The sequence below is a fragment of the Catellatospora sp. KI3 genome, assembly GCF_029948125.1.
In the GTDB taxonomy this organism is placed as follows: Bacteria; Actinomycetota; Actinomycetes; order Mycobacteriales; family Micromonosporaceae; genus Catellatospora.
The window spans coordinates 272,828-296,356 of the sequence record NZ_JASAMB010000009.1; the positions used below are offsets into that span (position 1 = coordinate 272,828).

Annotated in this window: 22 protein-coding genes and 1 pseudogene; 13 read left to right on the top strand and 10 right to left on the bottom strand. The window is 71.7% G+C overall.

Features of this window, described 5'->3' with window-relative positions; genetic code table 11:
- Window positions 1-128 precede the first annotated feature (128 nt).
- From QEZ54_RS17325 to QEZ54_RS17350, 6 genes are all read left to right on the top strand, one after another.
- Entirely contained in the window at window positions 129-443 is a 315-nt protein-coding gene (locus QEZ54_RS17325; protein WP_281305651.1) for a hypothetical protein, read from the top strand.
- Window positions 437-721, top strand: a complete 285-nt coding sequence (locus QEZ54_RS17330) for a hypothetical protein (RefSeq protein WP_281305652.1) — start codon at window positions 437-439, stop codon at window positions 719-721. The genes QEZ54_RS17325 and QEZ54_RS17330 overlap by 7 nt, the downstream gene beginning before the upstream one ends.
- 210 nt (window positions 722-931) lie before the next feature.
- Complete coding sequence (locus tag QEZ54_RS17335; protein ID WP_281305653.1) at window positions 932-1,342, top strand: hypothetical protein; 411 nt, start codon at window positions 932-934, stop codon at window positions 1,340-1,342.
- A gap of 14 nt (window positions 1,343-1,356) precedes the next feature.
- Window positions 1,357-1,968: a cell wall protein gene (locus QEZ54_RS17340; RefSeq protein WP_281305654.1), complete on the top strand. Its 612-nt coding sequence runs from the start codon at window positions 1,357-1,359 to the stop codon at window positions 1,966-1,968.
- A 51-nt stretch (window positions 1,969-2,019) separates the two neighbouring features.
- Window positions 2,020-2,901 (top strand): MauE/DoxX family redox-associated membrane protein, encoded by an 882-nt coding sequence (locus tag QEZ54_RS17345; RefSeq protein WP_281305655.1) that lies wholly within the window; start codon window positions 2,020-2,022, stop codon window positions 2,899-2,901.
- A 117-nt stretch (window positions 2,902-3,018) separates the two neighbouring features.
- Window positions 3,019-3,702, top strand: a complete 684-nt coding sequence (locus QEZ54_RS17350) for a hypothetical protein (RefSeq protein WP_281305656.1) — start codon at window positions 3,019-3,021, stop codon at window positions 3,700-3,702.
- Between the two features lie 58 nt (window positions 3,703-3,760).
- On the opposite strand, the gene QEZ54_RS17355 is transcribed toward QEZ54_RS17350, so the two are convergent.
- Window positions 3,761-4,528: a metallophosphoesterase family protein gene (locus QEZ54_RS17355; protein WP_281305657.1), complete on the bottom strand. Its 768-nt coding sequence runs from the start codon at window positions 4,526-4,528 to the stop codon at window positions 3,761-3,763.
- Window positions 4,529-5,034: 506 nt separating this feature from the next.
- Here QEZ54_RS17355 and QEZ54_RS17360 point away from each other — a divergent pair.
- On the top strand, window positions 5,035-5,511 hold the full coding sequence (locus QEZ54_RS17360) for a molybdenum cofactor biosysynthesis protein (protein WP_281305658.1): 477 nt from the start codon (window positions 5,035-5,037) through the stop codon (window positions 5,509-5,511).
- 81 nt (window positions 5,512-5,592) lie between these two features.
- On the opposite strand, the gene QEZ54_RS17365 is transcribed toward QEZ54_RS17360, so the two are convergent.
- Window positions 5,593-6,027: a GNAT family N-acetyltransferase gene (locus QEZ54_RS17365; protein ID WP_281305659.1), complete on the bottom strand. Its 435-nt coding sequence runs from the start codon at window positions 6,025-6,027 to the stop codon at window positions 5,593-5,595.
- A gap of 266 nt (window positions 6,028-6,293) precedes the next feature.
- Between QEZ54_RS17365 and QEZ54_RS17370 the strand changes: the two genes are divergently transcribed.
- Window positions 6,294-6,806: a GNAT family N-acetyltransferase gene (locus QEZ54_RS17370; RefSeq protein WP_281305660.1), complete on the top strand. Its 513-nt coding sequence runs from the start codon at window positions 6,294-6,296 to the stop codon at window positions 6,804-6,806.
- Window positions 6,807-6,852: 46 nt separating this feature from the next.
- Here QEZ54_RS17370 and QEZ54_RS17375 read toward each other — a convergent pair.
- A pseudogene (locus QEZ54_RS17375) lies at window positions 6,853-8,643 on the bottom strand (family 43 glycosylhydrolase); the annotation flags it as partial.
- A 344-nt stretch (window positions 8,644-8,987) separates the two neighbouring features.
- On the opposite strand from QEZ54_RS17375, the gene QEZ54_RS17380 reads away from it, so the two are divergent.
- Window positions 8,988-12,233: a GH92 family glycosyl hydrolase gene (locus QEZ54_RS17380; RefSeq protein ID WP_281305662.1), complete on the top strand. Its 3,246-nt coding sequence runs from the start codon at window positions 8,988-8,990 to the stop codon at window positions 12,231-12,233.
- A gap of 390 nt (window positions 12,234-12,623) precedes the next feature.
- Here the strand turns inward: QEZ54_RS17380 and QEZ54_RS17385 are convergent, their stop codons facing one another.
- The 3 genes from QEZ54_RS17385 to QEZ54_RS17395 all read right to left on the bottom strand — a co-directional run bounded on the left by QEZ54_RS17385 (window position 12,624) and on the right by QEZ54_RS17395 (window position 15,904).
- Window positions 12,624-13,763 carry a hypothetical protein gene (locus QEZ54_RS17385; protein ID WP_281305663.1) on the bottom strand — a complete coding sequence of 380 codons (1,140 nt, stop codon included), beginning with the start codon at window positions 13,761-13,763 and terminating at the stop codon, window positions 12,624-12,626.
- A 102-nt stretch (window positions 13,764-13,865) separates the two neighbouring features.
- Complete coding sequence (locus tag QEZ54_RS17390; RefSeq protein WP_281305664.1) at window positions 13,866-15,236, bottom strand: FAD-binding oxidoreductase; 1,371 nt, start codon at window positions 15,234-15,236, stop codon at window positions 13,866-13,868.
- A gap of 317 nt (window positions 15,237-15,553) precedes the next feature.
- Window positions 15,554-15,904, bottom strand: a complete 351-nt coding sequence (locus QEZ54_RS17395) for a hypothetical protein (RefSeq protein ID WP_281305665.1) — start codon at window positions 15,902-15,904, stop codon at window positions 15,554-15,556.
- 145 nt (window positions 15,905-16,049) lie between these two features.
- Here QEZ54_RS17395 and QEZ54_RS17400 point away from each other — a divergent pair, with 145 nt between their 5' ends.
- Complete coding sequence (locus QEZ54_RS17400) at window positions 16,050-17,834, top strand: hypothetical protein (protein WP_281305666.1); 1,785 nt, start codon at window positions 16,050-16,052, stop codon at window positions 17,832-17,834.
- A 212-nt stretch (window positions 17,835-18,046) separates the two neighbouring features.
- On the opposite strand, the gene QEZ54_RS17405 is transcribed toward QEZ54_RS17400, so the two are convergent.
- Complete coding sequence (locus tag QEZ54_RS17405; protein WP_281305667.1) at window positions 18,047-19,006, bottom strand: helix-turn-helix domain-containing protein; 960 nt, start codon at window positions 19,004-19,006, stop codon at window positions 18,047-18,049.
- A gap of 64 nt (window positions 19,007-19,070) precedes the next feature.
- Here QEZ54_RS17405 and QEZ54_RS17410 point away from each other — a divergent pair, with 64 nt between their 5' ends.
- Window positions 19,071-20,051 carry an aldo/keto reductase gene (locus QEZ54_RS17410; protein WP_281305668.1) on the top strand — a complete coding sequence of 327 codons (981 nt, stop codon included), beginning with the start codon at window positions 19,071-19,073 and terminating at the stop codon, window positions 20,049-20,051.
- Between the two features lie 76 nt (window positions 20,052-20,127).
- Window positions 20,128-21,006 carry a hypothetical protein gene (locus QEZ54_RS17415; RefSeq protein ID WP_281305669.1) on the top strand — a complete coding sequence of 293 codons (879 nt, stop codon included), beginning with the start codon at window positions 20,128-20,130 and terminating at the stop codon, window positions 21,004-21,006.
- A 1-nt stretch (window position 21,007) separates the two neighbouring features.
- Here the strand turns inward: QEZ54_RS17415 and thpR are convergent, their stop codons facing one another.
- Window positions 21,008-21,580, bottom strand: coding sequence for an RNA 2',3'-cyclic phosphodiesterase (gene thpR, locus QEZ54_RS17420; RefSeq protein ID WP_281305670.1), 573 nt, complete (start codon window positions 21,578-21,580; stop codon window positions 21,008-21,010).
- Between the two features lie 11 nt (window positions 21,581-21,591).
- On the bottom strand, window positions 21,592-22,224 hold the full coding sequence (locus tag QEZ54_RS17425; RefSeq protein WP_281305671.1) for a TetR/AcrR family transcriptional regulator: 633 nt from the start codon (window positions 22,222-22,224) through the stop codon (window positions 21,592-21,594).
- A gap of 91 nt (window positions 22,225-22,315) precedes the next feature.
- On the opposite strand from QEZ54_RS17425, the gene QEZ54_RS17430 reads away from it, so the two are divergent.
- Window positions 22,316-22,834, top strand: a complete 519-nt coding sequence (locus QEZ54_RS17430) for a GNAT family N-acetyltransferase (RefSeq protein ID WP_281305672.1) — start codon at window positions 22,316-22,318, stop codon at window positions 22,832-22,834.
- A 26-nt stretch (window positions 22,835-22,860) separates the two neighbouring features.
- On the opposite strand, the gene QEZ54_RS17435 is transcribed toward QEZ54_RS17430, so the two are convergent.
- A complete protein-coding gene (locus tag QEZ54_RS17435; RefSeq protein ID WP_281305673.1) occupies window positions 22,861-23,289 on the bottom strand; it encodes a MazG nucleotide pyrophosphohydrolase domain-containing protein in 429 nt (142 codons plus the stop codon).
- Between the last annotated feature and the right edge of the window lie 240 nt (window positions 23,290-23,529).

Sequence of the window (23,529 nt, forward strand, 5' to 3'; positions counted from 1 at the left end):
GTGCGAAACAACTGTTGAAAGAAACCAACCAGTGGTGGTGAAATAACGGCAAGAATTTTCACCTGCCCCCCACCGCGGCGGCCCGGCCACCTCCCCGTCGGGCCGCCGCTCCCCCCGAAAGGCAACCGATGCGCAGACTGCTCAAGGCCGGGGCGGCATGCCTGCTCGCGGCCGGGCTGGTCACCGCCTCCAGCGCCGCCGCACAGGCGGTCGTGGTGCCCACCCACGCGATCAACATCTGCCAGAGCGCCAGCTTCTACGACAACTACGACTCCGCCCGCGGCCCGTACGGCCTCAAGCGGGTCCTCGGCTACGGCGACAAGATCGGGCACACGCCCGGCGCCCACCCCGTCTACAACGGCTGGGCCGCCACGTTCGACTTCGGCCCCAACGACTGGGGCTACATGCGGATCGAGTGCATCGGAGGGTACAACTCATGGTGACCCTGCGTCGCGTGGCGCTGGCCGCCGCGCTCGCCGCGGCCGTGGCGACCGCCGTGCCCGCCCCGGCGCTGGCCGCCAACGGCCGGATCGGGGTGCGCGAGACCGTCTGCGCCCAGTCGCTGTTCGTGCGCACCGAACCCCTCGGCGCCTGGATGGGCACCCTCTACCAGGGTGAGACGTTCACGGTGAAGGGTCCGCGCAGCGGCGGCTACATCTACGGCTTCGCCTACGGCCACGTCAACCGGAACGGGTGGGTGCAGGACGGCTGGTTCTGCTGACCCGTGGTCAGCTCACCCGGCGCCGGTGCGGCGGCGCCGGGTGCTCCACCCTGCCCGAAGACAAACATGCAGGCAGTGCCCGATATTTCATCGAAAAATTCCAGTGTATGTATTGACGCATGTGTCCTTTTGCTCGCAGGATGTCAGCCATCGTCGATGGGCCCATCGCCGACCCGAAGAGGTAACCCACACCTTGAAGGAGGCGTTCACATGGCAGCTTTGACCGGGGAAATGTCCTGGTTCTGCTGTGGCAGTTCATGGGGACCGTGCGCCACAGTCGGACACGGCGCCTGCGGCACCTGCAACTCCGGCAACCGCCAGCACGCCTGGCCGAACACCTCGGACGCGTGCTTCTCCATCACCCGCCCCGACCGCTGCGGCATCAGCGGCATGTCCCGGCGCGGCTGCGGCTTCCAGCACACCACCACCAACCGGTGCAACGGCAAGTCCGTCACCACCTCGATCGCCGACTGCGGCCCGCAGACCGACCTCTTCTGCGGCGAGCGCGCCTGCTGCGGCGGCGTCTGCGGCACCAACCGGGTCATCGACCTGACCCCCGCCGCGTACAGCCTCATCGCGAGCCTGTCCTCCGGCCTGCAGCCCTGCACGATCACGGCCTGACGGGAGGCATCGACATGACCGACAACACCCTGGACCGCCGCCGCCTGCTCACCTCCGCCGTCGTCGGCGGGGCCGGCCTCGTCGCCGCGAGCGCACTCGGCTCGCTCGCCCCCGAGGCCGCGTTCGCCGCCCCGCAGACCATCGACGCCGGCGCCCCCGACCCCAACTTCGCCGAGGGCCGCATCACCGGCATCGCCGCCGGGATGCTGTACGTCACCGGCTCCGACACCGCCCTGCACCGCATCCGCATCACCAACGCCACCAGCGTCTGGAAGCTGATCCCGACCGGCATCGACGCCGCCGCCGTCGGCGACGGCCTCTACGCCCGCGGGCTGCGCATGGACGACGGCACCCTGGCCGCCGACGCGGTCTGGATCAACATCGTCAACCTGCAGGCCCACATCGTCGCCATCGGCAAGAACCAGCTCCACCTCGACCACAAGGGCAAGCGCATCGTCGGCCACGTCGTGCCCGGCCGCTCGGCCGTCAGCTACAACAACACCCCGGCCGTGACCGACATGTCGATGCTCAAGGTCGGCCGGCACGTCCAGGTCATCGGCGCCTGGGTGCCCGACACCAACGAGGTCCAGATCGCCACCGTGTACGCCGGAACGCACAGCCACTGAGCACCGGGGCGGGCGTCGTACGGCGCCCGCCCCCACCCCCGAGGAGGAGTCATGCACCCGTGGATCCCCGCGCTGCAGCCGCTGCTGCTCGCGGCCGTGCTGCTGTGGTCGGCCCGGCTCAAACTGGCCCACCCGCTGGCCGAGGCCGCCGCCCGGCGCTCGGCCCTGGCCCAGCTGGTCGGCGAGGCCCGGGCGCTGCCCGCGTACCGGGCGGTCGGCGCGGTCGAGGCCGCCGTCGCGGTCGCGCTGCTGGTCCCGGCGGCCCGCCCGCTGTCCGGCTACGCGTCAGCGGCGCTGACCACCGGTTTCGTCGCCTACCTGGGGTACGCGCGGATCGCCGCGCCCGAGTCGTCGTGCGGGTGCATGTCGGCCGCCCGTACCCCCGTCAGATGGCGGGCCTTCGCCCGCGCGGCCCTGCTCGTCGCCGCGAGCGTGCTCGCCGCGACCGCCGCCACCGGCTGGCCCGCCGCGCTGGCCGACCACCCCGTCCCGGCCGCAGCCCTGCTGCTCGCCGAGGCGGCCGCGGTGCTCGCGCTGTCGGCCGAACTGGACCGGCACTGGCTCGACCAGCTGCGCCAGCTCCGGGTACGCCTCACCAGCCCGCTGCCCGCGGGCGGCTTCGACATCCCGCTCGCCTCCACCGTCGAGCAGCTGCACCGCAGCCCCGTCTGGCACGACACCGCCGGGCTGCTCACCTCCGACCTGCGCGAACACTGGGACGAGGAGGAGTGGCGGCTGCTGCTGTTCACCGCCCGCCACGGCGAGCACACCGTCTCGGCCGTCTACGCCGTACCCCGGCTGCGCTACGAACCCGCCTCGGTGCGCCTGGCCCTGGTCGACGAGCAGACCGGCCAGACCGTCGCCACCCACACCGCGACCCCGGACACCCCACTGCCCGCCTGGGTGAACGACCGCCAACCAGTCGCCGCCTGAACTCCTGCGGCCGACGCCTGCCCAGTACGACAGGACTTCAGCAGGCCGAACCTGCGGCAGACGTACGGTCGAAGTCCTGCGCTGGGTCGAGGATCCGTCGCCGCATACCATTCTCGGATGCGGCGATGGATGCTCGGCGTTCCCGGTGTGCTGGCGCTCGGTTCAGGGGTATGGAAAGCCGTCACGAGCGAGAGCGGAACGGCAGGCAGCGTCCTGGTCCTCGCCGGGATGCTGCTGATCATCGCCCCCTTCGTGATCGATCGGCTTGAGCGCGTGTCCGTCAGCGGCTCAGGCTTCGAATTCGGCCTGTCCCGTGATGTGGCCCAGCAGGGAGCGCCGAAGATGGCGGCGATCATCGACCGTAGCGAACTCGCACGACTCGCGGAGGCGTACGGGGTGCTGCGGGAGGCGCTACCGGATCCCACGTACACCAACGCCCGCACCTACGTGCAGGACGTGCTGCTCCGCCGCGCGGCCACGATCTCGGAGCGCGAGAAGTTCGACGCAGGGGAGATCCGTGCGCTGTTCGCCAATGGGACACCGGTCATGCGGGTCATGGTGCTCGGGCTGATGGCCGGCGACCCGTCCCTGGCAGATGCGGCTTCATTGGCTGAGGGGATAGCCAGGTCCGCCACCCGCACCGAGCAGTACGAGGCGCTGCGCCTGGCCCATCGTTTCTGGGATCGATTCACCAGGCCCGAGCAGGCGATGCTCAGATCTGCGGCCCAGGGAACGCCGATGTCGAAGGACAGCCGCCGACACGAGATGGCGGCGAAGATCTTGGCGTTCCCCGTCCCTTGACCGACGTGTGCGACCAGCCTGAGCATCGTGACCGTCTCCGCTGCTGCGCAGGGTGCGGTCAGTCGGCGAACACCCTAGTCTCGGCGTCGGCGATGATCTCGTCCGGAGTCGGGGGGTTGAGTAGCAGACCGACGATCGCGTCGCCGCTGGGGTCGCCGGTCATCCGGCACCGGTCCACGGCCTCCTGCACGTCGTAGCGAGTCTCCCGCAGCCGCACGTCCGGCCCGAGCAGTGCCCAGTACGCCGTGCCGGGCATGCCGAGGTGGTAGGGCAGGCCGACGCTGCCGGGGTTGACGCTGCGCCGCCCGGCGATCAGCCGATCGAACTGCAGGTGGGTGTGGCCCGTGACGATCACCTGCTCGTCGACGCCCTCCGACAGCTCGGCGAACCGCTCCGTGCTGGTCTGCGGGGTCACACACTCCGTGTCGTCGCGCGGCGAGCCGTGGCAGAAGCGCACCGCGCCCAGCCCCTCAATGTCGATGACCACGTTCAGCGGTAGCGCGGCGAGGAACTCCACCGCCTCCGGCGTGTGCTGGGCGGGCATCCACGGGTCGCGGGGCCTGGTGTGCTCCCGCTCGCCGCGGGCCAGCTCCACCACCGCGCGGTCGGCGTTGCCGCGCACGCACACCGCCTTCGACCCGAGTTCCAGGATCAGATCGAGCGTGGTCTGCGGCTCGGGGCCCCAGGTGAGATCGCCCGGAAAGACGATCAGGTCGGCGCCGGCGGCGTGCACGTCGTCGAGCACCGCCAGTAGCGCGGGAACGTTTCCGTGTACGTCAGCCAGCACGGCGACGCGGCGGACCGGACCGAGGCGCGGTGTCGTCACGCGCTCGATGCTCTCACACCCGCCGACCACCCGGGCCGACTGCCGCGAACCCGACGCAGCGGTCACCAGGCGACCCTGCGCCGCCGAGATCACCGTTAGCGGTCGTAAAGCGCGGCCAGAGTACGTCTCCTGACCACAGACGGCGATCTCGTTCGGTGATCTCCGTCTGTGGTCACGATCCGGTTCCCTCGGCCGGGCCGATCGCAGGAGAACGACCGCTAGTGGCGATCATGGCCGGAGGCGGCATGACTGTGGCTGTAGGAAACGACCGCTGGCGGCGATCATCGCCGTAAGCGCGGAGCACCGATCGCAGCGATGCAGGGAAAGTGACCGGAGAGAGCGATCATGGCCGCTTCGGCCGGGGACTTGTGTGCAGTTTCGGGGAAAGTGCACGAATAAGGGCAAAGATTCGTGCACTTTCCCCGAAACTGCACTCACGCACCGGTGCGCGGCCGGGCGGGGCGAGTACGAGCTGGGGGAGCGTGGCGCGATCGTAAGATCGGGGGGTGGCGGAGATCGTCGAGCTGCTGGCTTCGCCGCTGCGGCGGTATCAGGGGCGCCCCGGTGACGGCCCGGCACCTGCCCCGCCGGGCGAACTGGTCGGGTCGGTGCGGATCCGGGAGGGGCTGGGGATCGTCGGGGACCGGTACTTCGGCGGGAAGGCGCACCTCGACGCGAGCGTGACCGTGATCGCGCGGGAGTCGCTGCCGCCCGGGGCGGGGCTGGCGCAGGTACGCCGGAACATCCTGCTCGCGGGCGTCGAGGTGGACGGCCTGGTCGGGTCGGTGCTGTCGCTGGACTCGGGCGACGGTCCGGTGCGGCTGCGGGTGAACCGGGCCGCCAATCCGTGCGCGTGGATGGATGCCGTGATCGGTCCCGGTGCCTGGCGGGCGCTGCGCGGGCGGGGCGGCGTGCGGTGCACCCCGCTGGACGACGGGGTGCTGCGAGTCGGCCCGGTACGCGTCGTGGTCACCGACTCTTGAGCGGGTCGCTGCCGACCCGTCGGTAGACGGCCAGTCCGCGGACCGGACGGTAGGGCCGGTTGCCGACCTGTCGGTGGACGGTCAGTCGGCGGCCAGCCGGTAGACGTTGGTTTCGCGAAGTTGGAAGCCCATGCGCATGTACAGGCGGTTGGCCGCCTCGCGCGACGGCCTCGATGTCAGGTCCACGGTCCCGGCCCCGGCGGCCCGCGCCAGCCGGATCGCTTCGCGGGTGAGGGCCGCGCCGACGCCCGCGCCGCGGGCGGCCTCGTCGACGACCACGTCCTCGATCCAGGCCCGCACCCCGGTCGGGATCGGGAACATGACGAGGGTGAGCGCCCCGACGATCCGGCCGTCGACCCGGGCGATCAGCAGGCGGTTGCCCTGCCACGCCACCAGCGTCGCCAGCGCGGCGAGGTCGAGCGGCCGGGCCGAGCGAGAAAGCTGCGGCAGCAGCCGTTCGAAGGCCTCGACGGCTTCGTCGTCGGCATCCTGCAAGACCTCGACGTCCACACTCATGGCAGCGAGCCTAGCGTTTCACCTGCGGTTTCGGAGGCCGCCGGAGAATGTGGCGCAGGTCACTGCGATGCTCTTGGCGGCGAGCGGTGCGGCGCGTCGGAATGACCGCGCCGGGGCTTGCGATGCGGTTGTGGGCGGGTGCTTCAGCCGGGCTCGTACCCCCGTGAATGGATTTGGTTTCTAGGGGTTCAGTCGCTTTCTGGGGGCGAATCGGGGCGGCGGTGCGGGGGTCGCGCCGGGGTGGGGGCGTCGCTAGCTTGGCCCGCATGGCTGAACTGATCGCGCCGACGACCCGGCTGCACGCCGCGTTCCTGGAGTGCCGGGACGAGTGGGGGCCTGGGCCGCATGAGGACGGCTTCGGCCTGGGGCCGCAGGACGATGTGGACTCGGCGGAGGGCTTCGCGAGGTGGGTGGGGGAGCGGAACCGGCTGGACCACGCGCCGGGTGAACCGTGCCCGCCGGAGCGGCATGCCTCGGCGCGGTGGATCGTCGAGGACGGCCGGGTGCTCGGCGGGATCGCGCTGCGGCACCGGTTCGACCCGCTGCGCGGCTGGATCGGGTACGGGATCCGCCCGTCGGCGCGGCGGCGCGGGCTGGCGTCGTGGGCGCTGGGCGAGATGCTCACGCGGGCCAGGGCGCTCGGCGTCGAGCGGGCGCTGCTGGTGTGCGCGGTGGACAACGCCGCCTCGGCCCGGACCATCGAGCGCAACGGGGGCGTCTTCGGTGATGTCTGGGACGGCGGTCTCGGTCCGATCCGCCGGTACTGGGTGGACCTGTGACGGCGGGACCGGCGCGGTGGCGGCCGCGCCGGTCCCGCGTCGCGCGTCAGCCGAAGACGCGCAGCTCGTAGATGCGCGCGGCGACCTCGGCACCCTGGGTGCCGGCGCCGATGCTGAGGCGGACGTACCGGCCGGAGACCGCGACCGGGTGGACCGAGGTCGCGGCGGTGTTGGCGGTGACGTTGACGGCCTGGGTCCAGGTGGTGCCGTCGTTGGAGACCGAGATGGTGAACGCCTTGGTGTTCAGCGCCGCCGACTCGCCCCCGGCCTGCGCGTGCGCGACCTCGAACCGGGTGACGGCCCGGGTGCTGCCCAGGTCGACGCGCAGCCAGGCCCCGGACACCGAGGAGCAGAACTTGTCGGAGTTGCCGCCGTTCACGGTGCCGTTGACGGCCTTCTCCGGGCCCTCCGACGCGGCGCAGGCCGCGGTTCCGGTGGCCGGGCGGTTGAGGGCCAGGTTGGTGCCCGCGCCGGTGGCCGGGCCGACGGAGACGTTGTCGAAGGCGGCGGCGGCGTTGAAGACGCGTACGCCGTCACCGCCGGAGGCGAAGGTCGCGTCGGTGGCGCTGATCTTCGGGGTGGCCAGGTCGTCGACGTACACCTTGATGGACGTGCCCACGGCCGTGACCCGCAGGTGGTATGTCGTGCCGACGGTGACCGTCAGGGCGGTGGCGGCGAGCTGGGTCCAGTTGTTGGCGGCCCGCCCGAGCACGACCCGGCCCGCCGGGCTGATGCCGGCGTAGTAGCCGTTGTAGCTGTCGGTGCCGACGGCGGGTGAGCTGGTCCGGAACAGCAGGCCCGCGTCGCCGCCGCCGGAGGTGACGGTGACGTCGGCGTCGTAGGTGAAGTCGCCGAAGTTGGTGTCCAGCAGCGCCTTGCCGCCCAGCGAGCTGCCCGCGAGGTAGCGGCCGCCGCTGACCGACCACGAGCCGCCGTAGGTCTTCCAGCCCAGCGCGTTGCCGTCGGCGAAGTTGTCCTTCACGCCCATCCGGATGCGCGGGATGGTGCCGTCGGCGTTGAAGTACATGCGGTCGTAGGCGAGCTGGCGGTGGTTGCCGTCGGACTCGGCCAGCGGCCTGCGGTGGTAGAAGATGTACCAGATGTCGGTGCCGGGCACGTTGACCACCGAGTTGTGCCCGGAGCCCTTGGCCACGGCCGCGTCCTGCGCCAGCACCTTGTCCAGTTTGGTGAACGGGCCGGTCGGCGAGTTCGACATGGCGTACGACACGGAGTAGTCCGGGCCGGTCCAGCCGCCCTCGGACCACATCAGGTAGTACCTGCCGTTGCGCTTGAACATCTGCGAGCCCTCGACGTACCCCGACGGGGTGATCTCCTTGAACGTGGAGCCGTCGCTGAACGTGCCGAGGCTGGTCATGTCGGCGTTGAGCTTGGCCACGTTGGCGTGGCCCCAGCCGCCGTAGTAGATGTACGCCTGGCCGTCGTCGTCGATGAACACGTCCTGGTCGATGGGCTGGGCGCCGTTGTAGAACTGGCCGATCAGGGGCCGCCCGAGCGCGTCGCTGTACGGGCCCTGCGGCTGGTTGGCCACGGCCACGCCGATGCCGCCGAGGGCGGAGTTGTTCTGGATGTCGTTGGCGGCGAAGTACAGGTAGTACCTGCCGTTGCGGGCGATCGGCGCGGGCGCCCACATCGCGTACGACGCCCAGGAGACGTTGGCCTTGGTCAGCACGTTGGGGTACTTCGTCCAGTTGACCAGGTCGGTGGAGGCGAACGCGTCGAGGTAGGTCTGCTCGGGGTAGCTCTTCGACGTGGTCGGGAAGACCCAGTAGGTGTTGTTGTAGACGGCGATGTCGGGGTCGGCGTACCAGCCGTCGGCGAACGGGTTGCCCGCCTCGTTGGTCGGGAAGTCCGGGGCGGCCTGGGCCGCGGTCGCGGGGATCAGGGCGGTGGCGAGCAGGCAGGCGGCCAGGGCGGCGACGGCTCTGGCGGCGAGCGCTCTCGGGCGGGCGGTCATCTGGGCTCCGGTTTCGGGGGACGGGCACGTAACACGCTGGTCATCGGCCCGTCATCCGACCCGATCCGCATCGGAGCGAACGTCGGTCCGTTTTGGAGTTATTTCAGATGTTGACATCGATGTCAATAACGTTCAATCTCGATGCAGCATACGCGCGTGCAAGATCACTCGCGTTCACGGACTTCTCATGATCGGGCAGGTGAACCATGTCCGGACTCCGGCGTAGACAGGTATGGCTCGGGATCGTCGCGTTGGCGGTGGGGTACGCGGTCGGCGTCCCCACCGCGGCCTCGGCGGCCGCCACCGGCTTCAGCTCCGGCTTCGAGGCCGGTGACACCCAGCCGACCTGGACGAACACCAGCGAGACCAGCGCGAACATCGGCGGCTACTGCTGCGCGCTGACCGCGATGGAGAGCGGCACCCGCACCGAGCGGGGGCACACGGGCACGGCGTCGCTGATGTACTCGGGCAACGACCTGAGCACCACGTCGTCGTACTCGTACCAGCGGATCTTCGACGTCGACGTGTCGGTGTCGCCGACCACGACCCTGTCCTACTGGGTGTTCCCGCAGTCCGGCGGGCACCTGGACGTCGCGGTGGACCTGCTGTTCACCGACGGGACGCACCTGCGCGACTCCGGCGCCGTCGACCAGCACGGCGTGCGGGTGCACCCGACGTTCCAGGGCGGCGGCTCGGTGCTGAGCTTCGACACCTGGAACTTCGTCACCAGCAACATCGGCGCCAACGTCGCGGGCAAGACGATCGACCAGATCCTGATCGGCTACGACCAACCGCTCAACACCGGCACCTTCCGCGGCTACTTCGACGACATCCAGCTCGCCGCCAACGCGGGCGGCCGCCTGTCGGACTACGTCGAAACCCGGCGCGGCACCAACAACCAGGGCGCCTCCTACTCTCGCGGCAACACCTTCCCCGGCGCGACCGTGCCGCACGGGTTCAACTTCTGGACCCCGTTCACCAAGGGCAACAGCGACAACTGGCTGTACGAGTGGGCCGACACCACCGTGCAGGGCTTCGGCGTCAGCCACGAGCCCAGCCCGTGGATCGGCGACTACGCGCAGCTGCAGGTCATGCCGATGACCGGCGCGGTCAAGTCGACGCCGGACGCGCGCAAGTCGACCTACAGCCACGCCAACGAGGTCGCGCGGGCGCACTACTACAAGACGCAGCTGGACACGTACGGCATCACGGTCGAGATGGCGCCGACCGACCACGCCGCCGCGCTGCGCTTCACCTTCCCGTCCGCGGCCGAGTCGGTGATCCTGTTCGACACCATCGACAGCGGCACCGGCACCCTCAACGTCGACACCGCCAACCGGGTGATCTCCGGTGACATCACCCACCGCGGCCAGAAGATGTACGTCTACGCCACCGTCGACAAGGCCATCGCCACCACGGGCACCGTCACCGGCCAGGGCGTGACCAGGTGGATCCGGTTCGCCACCAGCGCCGGTGAGAAGGTCACGCTGCGCATGGCGACCTCGTTCATGAGCGTCGCGCAGGCGCAGAGCAACCTGTCGCAGGAGATCGGGGCCAAGAGCTTCGACACGGTACGCGACGAGGCCGCCGCGCTGTGGGACAGCACGCTCGGCTCGGTGGCCCTCGAAGGCGCCACCAACGACCAGCTGATCACGTTCTACTCGAACCTGTACCGGGCGTACATGTACCCGAACAACCGCTCGGAGCTGGTCGGCGGGGTGCGGCGCCACCACAGCCCGTACGACAACGTGATCCACGACGGGCAGATGTACGTCAACAACGGCTTCTGGGACACCTCCCGCGCCGCGTGGCCGCTGTACACGCTGCTCACCCCGACCAGGTCGGGGGAGATGCTGGACGGGTTCGTCAACGCTTACAAGCAGAGCGGCTGGACGCCGCGCTGGTCCGGGCCGTGGAACGTCGGCGCGATGGTCGGCAGCAACCAGGACCTGGCCTTCGCCGACGCGTACATCAAGGGCGTCCGCAACTTCGACTACGACGCCGCCTACGCCTCGGCGGTGAAGAACGCGACCGTCTACACCAGCGCCAACGCCAACGGCCGCAACGGCATCGAGGTCAGCACCTTCAAGGGGTACGTCCCGACCGACCTGCGCGGTGAGGCGGCCTCGTGGACGCTGGAGGACGCGGTCAACGACTTCGGCATCGCGCAGCTGGGCCAGGCCCTGGGCAAGACCGAGGACGCGGCCTACTTCCGCAACCGGGCCCTGGACTACGCCAACCTGTGGTCGCCGTCGGTCGGCTTCTTCCGCGGCAAGCAGACCAGCGGCGCCTGGCGCACCACCGACGCCAACTTCAAGCCCAACGAGTGGGGCTGCGACTTCACCGAGGGCGCACCCTGGCACTACGCCACCCCGGCCCCGCAGGACCCGCAGGGCATGGCCAACCTGTACGGCGGCCGCGCCCAGCTCTCCGCCAAGATCGACGCGGTGTTCGCGGCGCCGCGCGACTACCTGGTCGGCTGCTACGGCGGCGTCATCCACGAGATGCGCGAGGCCTACGACGCCAACCTCGGCCAGTACGCCCACGCCAACGAGCCCATCCACCACATGATCTACATGTACAACTACGCCGGCACCCCGGCCAAGACGCAGAACCGGGTGCGCCAGGTGCTCACCCAGCTCTACGGCCCCGGCACCGCCACCGGCAACGGCTACCTCGGCGACGAGGACAACGGCCAGATGTCAGCCTGGTACGTCTTCAGCGCCCTGGGCTTCTACCCGGCCCGCATGGCCAGCACCGACTACACGATCGGCGCGCCGCTGCACCCCAAGGCCACCATCACGCTGGAGAACGGCCGGACGTTCACCGTCAACGCCCCCGGGGTCAGCGACACCAACCGCTACATCCAGAGCGCCACGCTCAACGGCGCCGCGTACACGAAGAACTTCATCACCCACGCCGACCTGCTCGCGGGCGGCACGCTGTCCTTCGTGATGGGCCCCAACCCGTCCAGCTGGGGCACCGGGGCGGGCGACATCCCGGCCTCCATCACCACCGGGGCCAGCGCGCCGGTGCGGATGCCCGACCGGGCCACCGGCGGCACCATCACCGTCAGCGCCGAGAACGGCACCGGCGAGGGCCGCAACCAGCTCGTCGACGACACGTCGCTGACGAAGTGGCTGGCCTTCGCCAACACCGCGACGCTGACGTACCAGTTCTCCGGCTCGGCGGTGGCGGTCAAGCAGTACACCCTGACCTCCGCCAACGACATCCCCGGCCGGGATCCGAAGAACTGGACCCTGCAGGGCTCCAACGACGGAGTCACCTGGACCACCGTGGACACCCGCACGAACGTCGACTTCGCGGACCGGCGCCAGACCCGGGCCTTCGTCGTCGGTAGCCCCACGGCGTACCAGCGCTACCGCCTCCAGATCACCGCCAACCACGGTGCCGCGGAGACCCAGCTCGCCGAATGGGAACTCATCGGCTGACCCAGCCGGGCCGGTGGGAGTACGCCGAACTCCCACCGGCCCCCCAACCCCCATGATCGCGCAGAGTTGCCGGGCAATCGGGCGTATGAACACCCGTCGGGTGCCCGACTGCCCGGCAACTCGATCGATCTTCGACAGTCATGACGAGCAGCCGCCCATACGGCGGCGGTGAGAACTTCGGGGCCGAGTGCCGTCGCTGCGGCAGGACGACGCCCGCGCGGTGTCCTGGCTAGTCCGCGGATCATGGCTTTGCGGCCAGACGAGTTCTTCGCGCGCATGCTCGCCGACGCGGACGGTGGGCGACGGCTCCCCGCTGGCCCGGATGACCGCGGTGGTGACCGGCTCGCCGACGACGAGCCGGTCACCACCATTGCGGAGTCCGTCGCCGGGTCACTCCTTCTCGGCGTCTTCGGCGTCCACCCAGTCGCCCTGGATGTTCCCCAGTTCGATCGGGGCGCTGATCCGGATGGAGAGTGTGCCCTCCCGCTCGGCGGTGTGCTTCGTGGTGACCATCGGCTGCTTGGCGAAGCCCAGGTGCTTGCCGAGCAGGTCGTCGCGGGCGACGTCGAACAGGTACGAGTACGCCCGCACGGCCGCGTCGCCGAGCCCGGCGAGCTGGGCCACCTCGTAGAACTGCTGGAACTTCGGGTAGTTCGGCAGGTCGTCGGCCTTGAAGAAGCCCTGCGGCCCGGTGGCCAGCCCGCCGTACTGCGGCACCTCGGTCAGCTCGTTGACCAGCACCAGCGAGCCCTTGCGCAGGCCCTGGTCCAGCAGCTTGCCCTGCCAGTCCGGCGCCCCCTTCGTGCCTGCCAGGATGGCGTCCACCTGCGACAACGGAGGCAGCTTCGCCCGCGTCATGTCGTAGCACGTCAGGGTGAACGTGGTGACCGCACCGATCTTGTGCAGCAGCATGCCGGTCTGCGGGTCGGGCAGTCCGGGCACGAAGACGTCCCGGTCCCAGCCGTCGTTGAGCTCGTGGTTGATCTTCGCGTACGCGATGGCCTGCGCGTCCTTGCCGGACTCCATCACGAAGCCGGTGTTCCAGCCCTTCCGCTTGCCGTCGGGCAGCTCCTCCCCGCTGTCGACGGCGGTGCCGCCGGAGGCCAGCACGATGCCGGGCGGCAGGGCGAGCATCTGGTCGCGTACCGCCTGGCAGAACGCGTCGTAGGTCGCCTTGCGCACCGGGCACAGGGCCGACCAGTCGCTGCCGTCCTCCGGGTCGTAGCCCGGCGCGTGCGGGTGCAGGCCACGGTTCAGCCCGAACTCCGGCAGCAGCACGAAGACCAGGGTCTCGGCGTCGCGCTCGAGCGCGTTGCCCTCCCTGAGCGCCGTGAAGATCCGGTTCGCCTGGGCGGTGGCCTGGTCGGGGGTGGTCACGGCCAGGGGAAGGCGGCTCACCATCACCGCCTTGACCCGGCGGTACGGCATCCGGGTGGTCTTCGTGGAGTACCAGCGGGCGGGGATGGGGCGGCCGCGGCGGGCCAGGTTCCACAACGGCCGCAGCACGTTGGTGGTGAGCATGGGGTACAAGACTGCCTCCTCTGACAGCGCCTGCCTGCCGCGTACGCGGCATCGACTGTCAGAGGAGGCGGGGCGGCCGTCAGATACCAGCTGTCGGCCAGCCGACCCCGGTCAGGGTCGGATGTTCTGGTTGAGGTGGAACAGGTTCTCCGGGTCGTAGGCGCGCTTCACCTCGACCAGCCGCGCGTAGTTGCCACCGTAGTTCGCCTTCACCCGGTCCTGGTCGTCGCCGGCCATGAAGTTGACGTAGCCGCCCTCCTCCGACAGCGGTGCGGTGGCCGCGTAGTAGTCCCGTACCCACGCGGTGTTGGCCTGGTTGTCGGCCGGGTCGGGCCACATGCCCGCGATGACCGTGGCGAACTTCGCCTCGCGGTAGGCGAAGGCGGTCGCGTCAGGCGCGACCCGGTGGCACGCCCCGTTGATCGGGTAGATGTGCACGGTCGAGTTGACCACCGGGACCTTCGGGCCGAAGCGCAGATGGGCGTCGATGATGTCGTCGGTGAGCTCGCTGACGAAGTTCGCCTTCCAGTAGTGCTGCAGGCCGGGCGGGACCAGGGCGTCGAACGCCGAGTTCAGCGCCGTGTACGGCATCGGCCCGACCATCTGCGCCACCGGCGGCGCCACCGCCCGGATCCGGTCGATGACCCGCTCACCCTCGGCGTGGTCCCCGGTCCAGCAGCTGACCACCGCCAGGAACGGCTCGCCGTGCCGGTTCTCGGGGATGAACGGCAGCGGCGGCGCGATCTGGAACGCCGGGAAGCCGCCGTACTGCTCGGGCGCGTCGGCGATGAAGTCGCGGAAGAAGCGCAGCAGTTCGCGGGCGTCGCTCAGCTCGAAGAACATCGGCCCGCCGTAGATCTCGGCCACGGGGCCGAGCCGGAACTCGAACGCGGTCACCGCGCCGAAGTTGCCGCCGCCGCCGCGCAGCGCCCAGAACAGGTCCGCGTGCTGGTTCGCGTCGGCGGTGACGATCTGGCCGTCGGCCAGCACCACCTCGGCCGAGACCAGGTTGTCGCAGGACAGGCCCATCGCTCGGGCCAGGTAGCCGATGCCGCCGCCCAGGGTCAGCCCGCCCACGCCGGTGGTCGAGATGATGCCGCCGGTGGTCGCCAGTCCGTACGCGCCGGTGGCGGCGTTGAAGTCGCCCCAGGTGGCACCGCCTTCGGCACGCGCGGTGCCCCGGCCCGGGTCGACGGTCACGGCGCGCATCCCGGACAGGTCGGCCACGACGCCGCCGTCGACCGTGCCGAAGCCGGGCACGCTGTGGCCGCCGCCGCGCACCGCCAGGTCGAGCCCGTTCTCGCGGGCGTAGTCCACGGCCGCCCGTACGTCGTCGACGCCGGTGCAGCGGACCACCACCGCCGGGCGCCGGTCGATCATCGCGTTGTACACGGCGCGCGCCTGGTCGTACCCCTCGTCGTCGGGGGTGACCAACTGCCCCTTGACCTGGTCGCGCAGCGTCTGAACACTCGGCCCGCTCATGATCGGTCCCCCGTCCGTCGAGAGCTGGTCACCAGTCCACGCTAGCCGGGTGGATGCGTCTGGCGGTGCCGTTCGGCCAGGGTGGCCACCCGGCCAGCGGGTCCCGGAGTGCGAGCCGGTTCCCGTGCCGGTGCCGTGGCGCCGTCCGGTGTCCGTGCCGTGCCGGCGCCGTGGCGCCTGTCCGTGCCGTGCCGGCGCCGTGGTGCTCCACATCGACACTGGCCTATCCAGAGGGCGAATCTTGGAAAATCGTCCACCGGATAGGCCAGCGTCTATGAAACATGTGGGGTTATCTGGGTGGTTCGGGTTGGTTTGGGTCAGCCGCAGGCGGCGGTGACGCTGCGGTCCTTGACCGTCGAGCCGGTGCGGTAGGTCTTGGTCGCGGTGCCGACGCAGGCGTACGTCGCCGACCCCGTGCCGCTGGCCAGGGTGACCCAGTTGCCGGCGGCGTCCTGCCGCTGGATCGCGACCGGCCACGGGGTGCTCTGCCCGGTGGAGTAGCAGAACCAGTCGGCGTCGGCGTAGATGGCGCCGCTGTAGTACTCGATGTTCTTGATCACGATGCAGTCGGGGGCCGCGGCGGCCGGGGCGGCGGCCACCCCGACGAGGGTGCCGGCGGCGAGGGCGACCAGGCCCAGACCGCGGGCGAGGGCGTTGCGTACGCGCATGGAGTGCCTCCTGGAACGGATGATCGGTGGTTGTGCCGCCACATCGGACCATCGACGCCGGTCGTCCGTCGACAGTCTCACCGCAGTCTCAACGCGCAGCTCAGGTGGCGTTGACACCATCGATCGGCCTGGCTATAAATGCGCGATGCAAGCGTTGGACAGCCAGGTGGCGGTGCGGGCGGCGGTGCTCGCCGCCCTGCGGGACACCGACCACCCATTGATCAACGTGGTCGGGCCGCTCGGCGTCGGCAAGACCCGCGCGCTCGCCGGGCTGGACCTGGGCGCCGCCCGGGTCGTCGACGACGTGGACGACGCCGCCGCCGTCGGCCGGCTGGCCGACCGGCTGCGTGACCACCAGGCAGGCGACCGCTGGATCGCGGTGAGCCGCCGCCCGGTCTCCGCCTGGCCGCGGTGGCAGGACCTCGCCCCGCCGGTCACCGTGCGGCTGGACCCGTGGCGTGCCGGGGCGATCGAGTCGCTGGCCCGCGAGGCCGGGCTGCGCCAGCCCGCCGAGCTGCGGGCCGTGGCCTCGCTGTCCGGCGGGCTGCCGCTGATCGCCGTACAGCTGGCGCACTCGCTGCTCAGCGGAGTTCCCGCCGACGCCCGCGGGGCGCTGGCGGCTCCCGCGGCCCGGGAGGTGCTGCGGCGGCTGGCGCGGGAGGGGGCGGAGGCGGTGGACGGGGCGCTGTCCGCCCTGGCCACGCTGGGCAGCGCCGACGAGGAGATGCTGACCCGGCTCACCAGCCTCGGCCCGGCCGAGTTCGACCTGCTGGGCGAGCTGAGCGTGGTACGCCGCGACGAGCTCGGACTCGTGCTGCGCGAGCCGTACCGGACGCTGCTGGACCTCGGGGCGCGCTGGCGCCGCCCGCTGGCCAGGCAGTCGCTGCTGGCCGGGGGCGTGCAGCACCGGATGCGGCAGGCGGCGGCCCGCCGCGACCGCCGCGAGCAGGTGGCCATCGTCGGCCCGTCGCTGGCGCTGGTCGACGACCCGGTGATCCGCGAGACCCTGTTCCCGGCCGCCGAGCCCAGGGTGCGCATCCGGCCCGCCGAGCCCGGCGACGAGGCCGACATCGTCCGGCTGACCCGGTTGTGGGCGCGCCGCGGCCACCTCGACGCCAAAGCCTGCGGGCGGATGCTGGAGACCTGGTGGGCGTGCCAGCCGACCGGATTCTACCTGGCCGTCGACGCCGACGGGGAGGCGGTCGGCCTGTCCAATGTGCTGCCGCTGCGCGAGTCGGCCACGCCCGCGCTGGAGCTGCTGCTGCAGCAGCACACCGACACGCTGCGAGCCGACCCGGACGGCACGGCGGGTGTGCTCGTGGGGCTGGCGGTCAGCGGCGACGAGGACCCGGCCGTGCACGCCGCCATCCTGCGGCACACGCTGGCGATCGGCATGATGTCGCAGCGGGTGCTGGTGTCGACGCCGTGGCTGCCGTACCAGCGGCTGTGCGAGCAGCTCGGGATGAGCCACCAGGGCGACACCCGGCACGACGTGTACCGGTGCGGCCGGATGAACCGGATCTACCTGCAGGACTTCGCGGTGGAGCAGCTGCCGTCCTGGCTCGGCCGGCTCGGCGCCGGCGGCCAGGGCGCGGGCTTCGACTGGGAGCGGCACGTCCGGCAGGCGCTGGGCGACCTGCACCGGCCGGGCCGACTGGCCGCCAGCCCGCTGTCGGCGCTGCCGGTGACCGGTTCGGGTGCCGCGCTGGCGGCGCTGCTGCGCGCGGCGGTGGAGATCCTGGGCGGCTCGGGCGCGGGCGAGGACGTGGAGGCGGCACGGGCCCTGACCTGGCGCTACCTACAGGGCGGGATCGGCGAGCCGGTGCGGCTGGGGCGCAGCCGGGCCACCTACTTCCGGCGGCTGCGCCACGGCGTACGCCGGGTGACCGAGATCGTGCAGGCCCTGGCCGGGGAGGCGGGCCAGCGCTGAACCGAATCTGGTTCCCCTTGCGGGCCGGTCCGGGTCACTGGTCGTGCGCACGAGGGTGGCGCAGGAGACGGCGGATCATCGGCAACCGGACGATGTCAGGCAGATGCTCATGCGGGTGGGCCGGGAGGGATCCGACTCAGGCGTACAGCTGTGGTGGCCGGCGCAACTCTGACCCTGGCACTGCCGCAGGCGGTGCGGCGCAGTAGCGCGGATCAACTGAGGTGTTCACCGACCGGGGTGCGCCGGTAGCGCAGTCTGCGCCCGGCGCGCTCGGCGGTGACCAGGCCCGCGTCGCGCAGCGTGGTCAGGTGGTGGGACGCGGTGGCCGGGGCCAGGCCGAGCGCGGTGGCGATCTCGCCCGTGCTCGCGGGGACGGCCAGCGCCGCCAGCACGGCGGCCCGGGTCGGGCCGAGCAGCGCGGCCAGCGCCTGCGGCGGCTCGGGAACCTCGGCGTCCCAGAGGCTGCCGTAGCCGCGCGGGGCGTACCAGAGTGCGCGGCCGTGTACGGCCTCGGTCATGGTGTGCAGTACGGATCCGGCGAACCCGGTGGGCAGCAGGGCCAGGCGGTGGCCGTCCAGCGTCCACTGGCGCGACTTGGCGCTGGCCAGCAGCAAAGCTGATCCGTCCCAGTCCAGCTGCGGGTGCAGGCCCGACAGCAGCGAGCGCGGGCCGTGGTCGGCGGCGTGCCGGGTGCGGTGGGCGAGGTCGGCTTCGACGGTGGCGCGCAGCCTCGGCCATACCGGCGCGATGGCCTGGGCGAAGTAGCGCCGCACCTGCGCGGTCAGCTCGGCCAGCGCGGCGGCCGGGTCCGTGCCGAAGCGGGCGGCTTCCGGCGGCGCCGGGTGCCCGGCCCAGGCGGCGGCGACCTCGAACGCCACCCGGTCCGGCGGCGTGGCGGCGACGGCGGCCAGTTCGTCGTCCAGCGACGGCCGGGCCGTGGGCAGGACCGGGGTGAGGAAGTCGGGGATGTAGCAGGGGCCGGACACCACGGCGCGCAGCACGGCCAGCCCGGGGCCGTGGAACAGCGGCGCGGTCCGGTCGTGCCAGGACGCGTACAGCCAGTGGCCGGTGCGCCGGGTCAGCACCATGGTGCTGGTGACCACCTCCGCCATCGGCGAGTGCGCGAACCGCACGTCGACCAGGTCGGCGGCCCCGAACTCGATCTCGATCACGCTGGTATTCGAGCACAGTCGAACGGCTGGGGGCCAGCCGCTGCGGGCTCCTACGGTCACCGGCATGGAGTACACCCACCTGGGCCGCACCGGCCTGCGCGTCAGCCGCCTGTGCCTGGGCACCATGAACTTCGCCTGGCAGATCGACGAGGCGGCCAGCCACGCGATCCTCGACCGGGCGCTGGCCGACGGCGTCAACTTCGTCGACACCGCCAACATGTACGGCAGCGAGCGCGGCGACGGCATGAGCGAGCGCTTCATCGGCAGCTGGTTCGACCGCACCGGGCAGCGCGACAGGGTCGTCCTGGCCACGAAGGTGTACGCGCCGATGAGCGACTGGCCCAACGACGGCGGCCTGTCGGCCCGGCACATCATCGCCTCCTGCGAGGCGTCGCTGCGGCGCCTGCGCACCGACTGGATCGACCTGCTCCAGCTGCACCACGTGCAGCGGGACACGCCGTGGGAGGAGATCTGGCAGGCGATGCAGACCCTGGTCACCCAGGGCAAGGTGCGCTACGTCGGGTCGTCGAACTTCGCCGGCTGGCACCTGGCGGCGGCGCAGGCGGCGGCGGCACGCTGGCACCTGCTGGGGCTGGTGTCGGAGCAGGCGAAGTACAACCTGCTCACGCGGCATGTCGAGCTGGAGGTGCTGCCGTCGGCGATCGCACACGGCATCGGACTGCTGCCGTACTCGCCGCTGCACTTCGGCGCGCTGTCGGGAGCGCTGCGCAAGCAGCGGGCCGGGGAGAGCGGACGCAGCGTGCAGCACGCCGCCGACCGGGTCGAGCCGCACCGGGCCGCCCTGGAGCGGTACGAGCAGCTCTGCGCCGACCTGGAGCTGGCCCCCACCACGGTGGCCGTGGCCTGGCTGCTGTCCCGGCCCGGCGTGACCGCTCCGGTGCTCGGGCCGCGTACGCCGGAGCAGCTGGGCCTGCCGCTCGCGGCGCTGGAGACCCGGCTCGGCGACGACGTGCTGGCGCGCCTGGACGAGATCTTCCCGCCCGTCGGCAACGGCGGCCCCGGACCGGAGGCGTGGGCCTGGTGAGCAGTCGGCCAGCTGACACCACGCTGGGACGACCGGCCGACCGTCCTGGTCGGACCGGCGCCCTATCATTCGGTGGGTGATCCAGCCCTCGCTGCCGGTAGACCCCTCCGAAGGCCCGCTGCCCCGGCCCGCCCCGGTCCGCGGGCAGCATCCGGTGCCCCCGCCGCCGCAGCCCAGCAGGGTGCGCAGATGGTGGCTGCGCGGGGTGGCGGCGCTCACCGCGTTCGGGGTGTTCGGCGCGATCGGGTCGTACTACGTGCCGAAACTGCTCGACCGTCTGGGCGAGGCGATCGACCCGCCGCCCCCGCCGGTCGCGGTGACCGTGGTGCACGCGCACACCAGCTCGCCGAACTTCGTCTTCCCGGACGGCGTCGACCCGGCCGGGGTGCCGCAGACGGCACTGGAGGCGCTGGACAAGGCCGAGTTCGTACGGTGGGCCGCCGCGCACGGCGGCGTGGCCGCCGACGAGGACGAGGTGCGGTTCGTGCTCCGGGGCCGCGACACCACGCTGGTGCATCTGGAGTCGATCCGGGTCAAGGTGCTCAAGCGGACGCCGCCGCGCGCCGGCTGGTTCAACACCTGGCTGGGCTGCGGGGCGGCGGTGGTGCCGCAGCATCTGCGGGTCGACGCGGACGGCGGGACGGTTCGCGCCCAGTGGCTGGCGGGCGAAGGCCCGGTCGAGGCGCCCGCGTTCACCGTCAGCGCCGCCGACGAGGAGGTCGTCGACGTCGAGCTGAAGTCCACCGAGGACGAGATCGAGTGGGTCCTGGAGGTGGACTACTCCTCGGCCGCGGGCGAGGGCACGCTGACCGTCGACGACGGCGGCAGGCCGTTCCTGCTGACGACGGTCGGTGCCGCGCGGGCCTGGGAGTATCCGGAGGTCGGCGGCTCCGGGCTGGAGCGTCGGCCCGAGCGGGATCCGGGCGCGGCCGACGGCCCGCGGCCGCCCTGCTGAGTCACGCCAGCGCGGCCGCGAACACCTCGCTGTAGTCGTGGCTGACCGGGTGGTCGCTGCGCATCAGCACGACGCGGTGGGCGGGCCAGGCCGGTCCCGCGTACGCGTCGAGCTGGTCTAGGACCTCGCGCAGCTCGTCGGGTTCGAGGCGCTCGCCGGGCCGGGCCAGGGTCAGGTGCGGCTGGTAGGGCCTGGGGTCGTACGGGACCTCGGCCGCGTCGAGCCCCCGCCGCAGCCGCTCGGCCAGCTCGTGCAGCCCGGCGAGGTCGCCGTGCACCCCGGCCCAGACCGCCGAGGCGCGGCCGTTGTCGAACCGGCCGCCTCCGCCCAGCGACAGCACGGGCGCGGGCCGCTGCGCGGCCTCCGTCATCGCGGTGCACGCCGCGGCGGCCTGGGCGGGCGTGATCTCGCCGAGGAAGGCCAGCGTGATGTGCCATTGCCAGGGCGGCACCGGGCGCAGGGACAGGCCGTCGGGGTGCGGCCGGCTGAACGCGAGCTGCGACGCGACGGCGGCGAGGTCGGCGACGGCGGCCGGGGGCGGGTAGACCGCGATGAACAGTCGCTGCTTGAGCACGGGTGTGCACGCTACCGATCGGATGCCGAGATCGGCGCCGGGGTGGGCCGGTGGACGGCGAGCGTGCTGCGCAGATGCGCCATGACCTGGGCGGCGACGTCGTCGAGCGGGGCGGTGTCGCGCTCGGTACGGGCCAGCAGCAGCCCGCCCTCGGCTCCGGCGATGACGAGGGTGGCCAGGGCGCGGGCGGTCGGGGCGGGGCAGCCCTCGGCGTGGAAGGCGTGTTCGAGCACCCGGCGCCAGTCGGCGAAGGTCTCCGCGACCAGGGCGTGCAGCGCGTCCTCGGGCGTGACGTCGAGGGCGACCCCGGCGAACGGGCAGCCGCCCCGGAACTCGGTCTTGCGCAGCCAGGCGGCGGTCGCGGCGAAGTATCCGGCCACGGCGGTCAGGGACGGGTCGGCACCGTCGGGGATCTGGAAGCGGGTGCGTTCGGCATACCAGCGCAGGGCTTCGGCGGCCAGCTGCTCCTTGCCGCCGGGGAAGTGGTGGTAGATCGACCCGCGCGGCGCGCCGGAGCGGGCGATGACGTCCTGGAACGACGTGGCGGCGTAGCCGCGCTCGGCGAGCAGGCGGGCCGCCGCCCTGACCATCTTCTCGCGGCTGTCGCCCCGGTCCGGGCTGCGCTCCGAGCTGTCGCCGGGCATGTTCCCCCCACCTTCTCGCGGCTGTCACCGTCGTGCGGGTCTCAGCGGTACGCGCTTGACTATGACGGTCATCATAGCGCAGGATCCGACTATGATGCTCGACATAGGAGGGTGGGCGCCACCGGCCGCCCCGCAGCTGCGCACCGCCACCGAGCACGACCTCGACGGGATCGCCGCCATGCACGGGCGCTGCTCGGCCGACAGCCTCTACCGCCGCTACCTCAGCGGAGCCGGTGCCCCGCCCCGCGCCAGGCTCGCGCTGCTGCTGGCCAACGGGCACACCTCGGTCGCCGTCGCGACCGGCGGCATCGACGACGGGCGGATCGTGGCCGCGGCCCAACTCGTCGCCGCCGCCTCCGGCCCTGCCGAGCTGGCGATCTTGGTCGAGGACGCCTGGCAGCGCCGGGGCTTGGGCACGGCACTGGCCCGCCGCCTGGTCGGCCACGCGGTCGGCGCGGGGCTGCCCGCCGTGCTCGTGTACGTCCTGGCCACCAACCAACCGGCGCTGCGGACCTTCCGCCGCCTGCTCACCGACGGCGCCCTGACCGCCGCCACCCTCGTCGACCGCGACGGCCCCCTGCTCACTTTCTCCCTCACCGCCCCGAGGTGAGGAAGGGGCCCCTTCTTATCCAACCCTCAGCGGGTGGTGGCCTCCGTCGCGCGGTCGGCCTGCCGACGCAGCACGGCGGCGACGTCCGGGGCCTGGTAGGTCGGGCCCTTGAGGATCTTGCCGTCGGCGCGGTACACCGGCTGCCCGTGCTCGTCGAGTTTGGACATGTTGGCGCGGTGGACCTCGGCGATGACCGCGTCGAGGTCGATGCCGAAGGTGGCGGCGGTGCCGTAGAGGACGTAGACCAGGTCGGCCATCTCCCAGGCGGTGTGTACGAGGTCGCCGGCGGCGATCGCCTCGTCGACCTCCTCGGCCTCCTCGCGGATCAGGTCGAGCCGGTGCCGGGCCAGCTCCGGTGACGGCGGCGTCGGCACCACGTGCCGGGGCAGCCCGAACGCGCGATGGAACTCCCACACCGCGGCGGCCGGGGACGGCCCGTCGAATCCGTTCTCCACCATGACCTCCTTCGTCTGCGGCCGCCCGGATGCTACCCGCCACACCGGCTGGCCGAGCGCCCAGCGCGCCATGATCGGCGTCAGCGGTCGGAAACCGGGTCTCAGTCCGGCTCGTGATCGCCGCCTGGGGTCAGAAATCGGGCCGTCCGCTGCTGTTGATCGCCCTCCGGGGTCAAAGACAACGCCTTTGACTTAGCGCCGTGGTCTGGGCGTCAAGGTGTCGATTGTGGTCGGGGTTGC

What these genes read in the sequence shown, in the direction of transcription:
- QEZ54_RS17350 (WP_281305656.1), top strand. Translation starts at nt 3,019, where the DNA reads ATGCGGCGATGGATGCTCGGCGTTCCCGGTGTGCTGGCGCTCGGTTCA.
- QEZ54_RS17325 (WP_281305651.1), top strand. Translation starts at nt 129, where the DNA reads ATGCGCAGACTGCTCAAGGCCGGGGCGGCATGCCTGCTCGCGGCCGGG.
- QEZ54_RS17370 (WP_281305660.1), top strand. Translation starts at nt 6,294, where the DNA reads ATGGCTGAACTGATCGCGCCGACGACCCGGCTGCACGCCGCGTTCCTG.
- QEZ54_RS17365 (WP_281305659.1), bottom strand. Translation starts at nt 6,027, where the DNA reads ATGAGTGTGGACGTCGAGGTCTTGCAGGATGCCGACGACGAAGCCGTC.
- QEZ54_RS17430 (WP_281305672.1), top strand. Translation starts at nt 22,316, where the DNA reads ATGATGCTCGACATAGGAGGGTGGGCGCCACCGGCCGCCCCGCAGCTG.
- QEZ54_RS17425 (WP_281305671.1), bottom strand. Translation starts at nt 22,224, where the DNA reads ATGCCCGGCGACAGCTCGGAGCGCAGCCCGGACCGGGGCGACAGCCGC.
- QEZ54_RS17335 (WP_281305653.1), top strand. Translation starts at nt 932, where the DNA reads ATGGCAGCTTTGACCGGGGAAATGTCCTGGTTCTGCTGTGGCAGTTCA.
- QEZ54_RS17390 (WP_281305664.1), bottom strand. Translation starts at nt 15,236, where the DNA reads ATGAGCGGGCCGAGTGTTCAGACGCTGCGCGACCAGGTCAAGGGGCAG.
- QEZ54_RS17340 (WP_281305654.1), top strand. Translation starts at nt 1,357, where the DNA reads ATGACCGACAACACCCTGGACCGCCGCCGCCTGCTCACCTCCGCCGTC.
- QEZ54_RS17400 (WP_281305666.1), top strand. Translation starts at nt 16,050, where the DNA reads ATGCAAGCGTTGGACAGCCAGGTGGCGGTGCGGGCGGCGGTGCTCGCC.
- QEZ54_RS17380 (WP_281305662.1), top strand. Translation starts at nt 8,988, where the DNA reads ATGTCCGGACTCCGGCGTAGACAGGTATGGCTCGGGATCGTCGCGTTG.
- QEZ54_RS17395 (WP_281305665.1), bottom strand. Translation starts at nt 15,904, where the DNA reads ATGCGCGTACGCAACGCCCTCGCCCGCGGTCTGGGCCTGGTCGCCCTC.
- QEZ54_RS17345 (WP_281305655.1), top strand. Translation starts at nt 2,020, where the DNA reads ATGCACCCGTGGATCCCCGCGCTGCAGCCGCTGCTGCTCGCGGCCGTG.
- QEZ54_RS17410 (WP_281305668.1), top strand. Translation starts at nt 19,071, where the DNA reads ATGGAGTACACCCACCTGGGCCGCACCGGCCTGCGCGTCAGCCGCCTG.
- QEZ54_RS17330 (WP_281305652.1), top strand. Translation starts at nt 437, where the DNA reads ATGGTGACCCTGCGTCGCGTGGCGCTGGCCGCCGCGCTCGCCGCGGCC.